General features: G+C 35.4%; 4 protein-coding genes. All 4 read right to left on the bottom strand.

All coding sequences use genetic code 11. From position 1 onward, the window contains the following. On the bottom strand, positions 1-1,016 hold a 1,016-nt coding region (locus FPG59_RS14460), incomplete at its 3' end, for an efflux RND transporter permease subunit (RefSeq protein ID WP_140344681.1). 78 nt (positions 1,017-1,094) lie between these two features. Then, complete coding sequence (locus tag FPG59_RS14455) at positions 1,095-2,162, bottom strand: efflux RND transporter periplasmic adaptor subunit (RefSeq protein ID WP_086455277.1); 1,068 nt, start codon at positions 2,160-2,162, stop codon at positions 1,095-1,097. A gap of 5 nt (positions 2,163-2,167) precedes the next feature. Then, positions 2,168-3,508: a TolC family protein gene (locus tag FPG59_RS14450; protein WP_086455276.1), complete on the bottom strand. Its 1,341-nt coding sequence runs from the start codon at positions 3,506-3,508 to the stop codon at positions 2,168-2,170. A gap of 1 nt (position 3,509) precedes the next feature. Further along, positions 3,510-4,173, bottom strand: a 664-nt coding sequence (locus tag FPG59_RS14445) for a TetR/AcrR family transcriptional regulator (protein ID WP_369596827.1), incomplete at its 5' end; no start/stop codon positions are given.

The raw sequence follows: 4,173 nt of genomic DNA, 5'->3' as shown, positions 1-4,173 counted from the left end.
ATAAGTAAATCATGCACTACTGCCTCAGCAGCTTCAAGTGTACAAAGAGTACTGTCCTTCGCTACTGCAAGTTTTAGACCTACTGGTTTGTAATCCGATTCAAGTTTAGCAATGGTTTTTACCAATTCCTCACTTACCGCAACTGCATTCGCATCAGATTGTTTGATAATCTGTAAAATGATAGCGCTTTTTCGGTTTACACGTGCTACTTTTTCAGTAATTTTTTGACCATCTTGTACATCAGCAATATCGCTAAGACGTACTTGGATACCATTTCTAGAGGAAACAATTAGGTTTCTTAATTCGTCAACGTTTTTGTACTTTCCAGCTAAACGAATTAATATTTTTTGCTCACGAGTTTGAATGTTTCCGGTAGGGAAATCTAAGTTAGAAGCCAGAATATTTTGTTGAACCTGTGGAATAGAAAGTCCGTAGGCTTGCATTTTTACGGCATCCAGATTCACTTGAATTTCACGTTCTTGTCCACCAATGATATTCACTTGCGCCACACCTTCAACACGTGAAATAACAGGAGCTAATTTTTTGTCAACAAGATCGTAAAAAGCTACCTCGTCTAAATTTCCATTGGCACCAAGAGTCATAATTGGTAAATCACTCAAGGAGAATTTAGTTAAAGAGGGAGTTTCTACATCATCAGGAAGTTCCCCTAAAACGGCATTAATTTTACGTTGCGCATCGTTCATCGAAATGTTAACATCGGCTGTTGAAGTCAATGTGATCGATACAGTAGATAAACTTTCGTACGACTTAGAGTCTATTTTTTTAATGTTTTCAAGAGAGGCAATCGCATCCTCTATTTTTTTAGTAACGGTATTTTCTACCTCACTAGGCGATGCTCCCGGGTAAATGGTAGCAATAGTAATTACGTTCGTTTCAAATTTCGGGATCAATTCATACCCCAAATTGCTGTAACTGAACAGTCCACCAAGTGTTAGGATTGTAAACAATACAATCACTAACGACGGACGTTTTATGGATATTTCTGCTAATTTCATATGTTTTAGTTTCAGGTTTCAAGTTTCAGGTTTCAAGTTTTGTAACTTTAAACTTTAAACTTGAAACAAATTTTTAATCTATTTAATAACCTCCACTTTGCTACCGTCTTGCAAATTGATTTGTCCCGTTACAATTATTTGCTCTCCTTCTTCAAGACCGTTTAAGATTTCTACTTTATCACCTAGAATTCTACCGGCAGTTACTGTTTTTAATTTAGCAGTTCCATTTTCAATTACAAATACTTGATTGCTACTCACACTACCTACAAAAGCATTTCTAGGAACAATTTTCAAAGCTTGCTTTTGCTGAGTTGATGCAAATGCTGCTGTACCATACATTCCTGCTTTTAGGTCTTTATTGGCATTGTTTGTAATTTCTATTTCTACCGGGAAGTTTAAAGTTTCATCCGCTTTTGCAGCAATAAAAGTAATTTTTCCCGAGAAAGTTTTGTCAGGATACACACTAGCAACAACTGTTGTAGCGTTTCCTACTTTTAATCCAGCTACTTGACTTTCGTTTACGTTAACTTTTAATTTTAGTTTTGATACGTTTACAATATCAAACAATTGTGTTGCAGGCATTCCGGTAATGATAGATCCTACCTCAATGTGTTTTTTATTGATGAATCCGCTTATTGGTGCTTTAATTCTCGTGTCTCCCACGTTAATGTTGGCTTGTGTCAATTGTGACTTAGCATTTACCATTTGTAATTTAGCTTGGTCTAGTTGTTGCTTGGTTACACCACCGGTTTTAAACGCGTTTTCAAATCGATTGTAATCAGCCACTGCGTTTTGATAAATAGCATTTGCATTTTGCGCATTTACATTAACCACATCACTACGTACAATAGCAAGAGTTTGTCCTACGCTCACGTAATCACCTTCTTTGGCTAAAACTTTAGTTATTTTTCCTGATTTCTCCGCTGAAAATTTTAGTTCTTGCACCGGTTCAAAATTTCCATTTGAGGTAAAGTCAAGAGATACTACTTCTGTTTTTACCACATCAGTTCGTACCGATACTGTTGCATTTTTCTCTGCAACAATGGCTGTTTTGGCTTCGTTTTCTTTTTTGTTATTGGTTAAAATATATCCAATTACACCTAAACTACCTATGATGATTACAGCGGTTATTATAATTTTTTTCATTTTGATTATTTATTGGTTAATGTTTTTAGTTCTCCTTTTGCTTTTATTAATTGTATTTCGGCTAATTTGTAATCTAATAAGGCCGATGTGTAATTGTTTTGAGCTACAACAAGTTCGCTTTCTGCTTCAAGTAAATCAGTAAGTGACGCCAAGCCTTGAATGTAGTTGTTGTTCGTATTTGTTAAAACCTCTTGGGCAAGTTTTGCGTTTTCTTTTTGATTGTTGATCGATACAATACTATTCTCGATTTGCGTTTTTGCATTGCTGTATTCTAAATCCAATGCCAGTTTGGTCTCTTCCAAATCTACTTTTATCGAAGCAAGTTTGTTATTAGCTTGGCTTACTCTTGCTTTTGTTCCAAATCCTGAAAAGATTGGTACGCGTAAATTCAGTCCTACAGAAGCAAAGTCTGACCAATAAACTCCATCTGATGGTTTCTTGAACCAAGGCATCTCTGGACCTTGACCGATGAAGTTATATCCGCCTGTAAGTGATAAACTTGGGTAATAGGCTGCCTCTATAGATTTTTTTTGGTATTCCAATAATTGTTCGTTCTTTTTAAGTAACAAATATTCCGTTCTAGTTGTTGTATCTGGAGTAAGTGAAAGTGCGCTTGGAGTAATTTCAAATTCTTTTTGTGGAATAGAAATGCGTGTATCTACAGGTAGACCCATAAAAAATTTCAAAGCGTTTTCTTGTAGTGTTACAGCGTTCAGAGTTTGTTGACGTAGTGTATTGATGTTTGAGATACGAACTAGCGTTCTATCTAAGTCAATTTTTTTAGCCAGTCCGTTATCATATTGTCCTTGAATGATGTCCTTAACTTTTGTGGTATTTTTAAGGTTGTTATCAAGTACAGTTAAGTTTTGACGCGTTACATAAACTTGGTAGTATGCATTAGCTACGCGCTCTATAACTTGCTCTTCAGTTAATTGTGCGTTTATTTGGTAAAACTCACGAGTTGATTTTGCCGCTTTCAAACCTATAAAAACAGCTTGGTCGTATAAGGCTTGGTTAAGGGAAACTCCCGCTGTTGAGTTCCATTTTTGACCAAACGCAGCTTGAATTGTGGTTCCTGGTGCGCCAAATCCAGCACCGTCAATTACAGTAGTTTGCAAGATAGGGTTGTAGTTTAAGCTACCATTTGCTGAAATTTGAGGCAAAGCCCTTGAACGAACTTCTTGAATTTCGTATTCCCCTCTTTCTACTTGTAATCTTGCCTTTTTCGCATCGGCTTTGTTTTCAAGTGCGTACGTAATAGCATCTTTTAAAGTTAGGCTTTTTAGTTCTTGTGCATGAATGCTTATGGACAGCAGCACGGTCATTAGTATGATTATTTTTCTCATTTTATAAACTTGATTTAATTAAATTTCTTTCTAGTTCCAGTATGCCATTTTCTGTTGCCATAGCTCTGGTATGGTATTGTAATGCTTCCATTTCAAGTGCAAATGCTTCTCGTTCTGATCTAATGTTTTCGTTAATCGAAAAAATTAAAGTATAGTAAAACTTGATGTAAGCGTCTATGTTCAAGTCTTTTCTATATAAACCTTGTGCAATTCCTTTCTCTATGTTTTTCCTAAAACAGGACTCGCACATTTCCACTTGATCAGATAATACTTTTTGGTACACTTCGGGGTAATGTTTTTTTAATTGGTACACCGGCGAAGTATCAGTAGACTTAAACATGTTTTCAAACATACGTCTGATTTCAAAATTCTCTTCAATGGCATTAAAATCTTGAGAGGTTATCGTGTTTATGATCGTGTTTACTTCGGTATGAATTACTTGAACGCTCTCTTCGATAAGTAACTCTTTGTTAGCAAAATACTTGTAAATTGTTTTTTTTGAAATACACATTTCGCCAGCAATATCGTCCATAGTAATACTCTTGAAACCGAGTTTCAAAAACATTTCCTTAGCTTTAGATATAATTTTCTCTTTCATTGTAATTGTGCAAATTATAGTTGGTTTTTTCTTGGATTTTATAGCTGTTCTACAGCTGTTTAAAATC

It is taken from the genome of Flavobacterium sp. FPG59 (assembly GCF_002150205.1).
In the GTDB taxonomy this organism is placed as follows: Bacteria; Bacteroidota; Bacteroidia; order Flavobacteriales; family Flavobacteriaceae; genus Flavobacterium.
The sequence above is the reverse complement of the archived record's forward strand: the minus strand, read 5'-3'. Positions and strand labels throughout refer to the sequence as shown.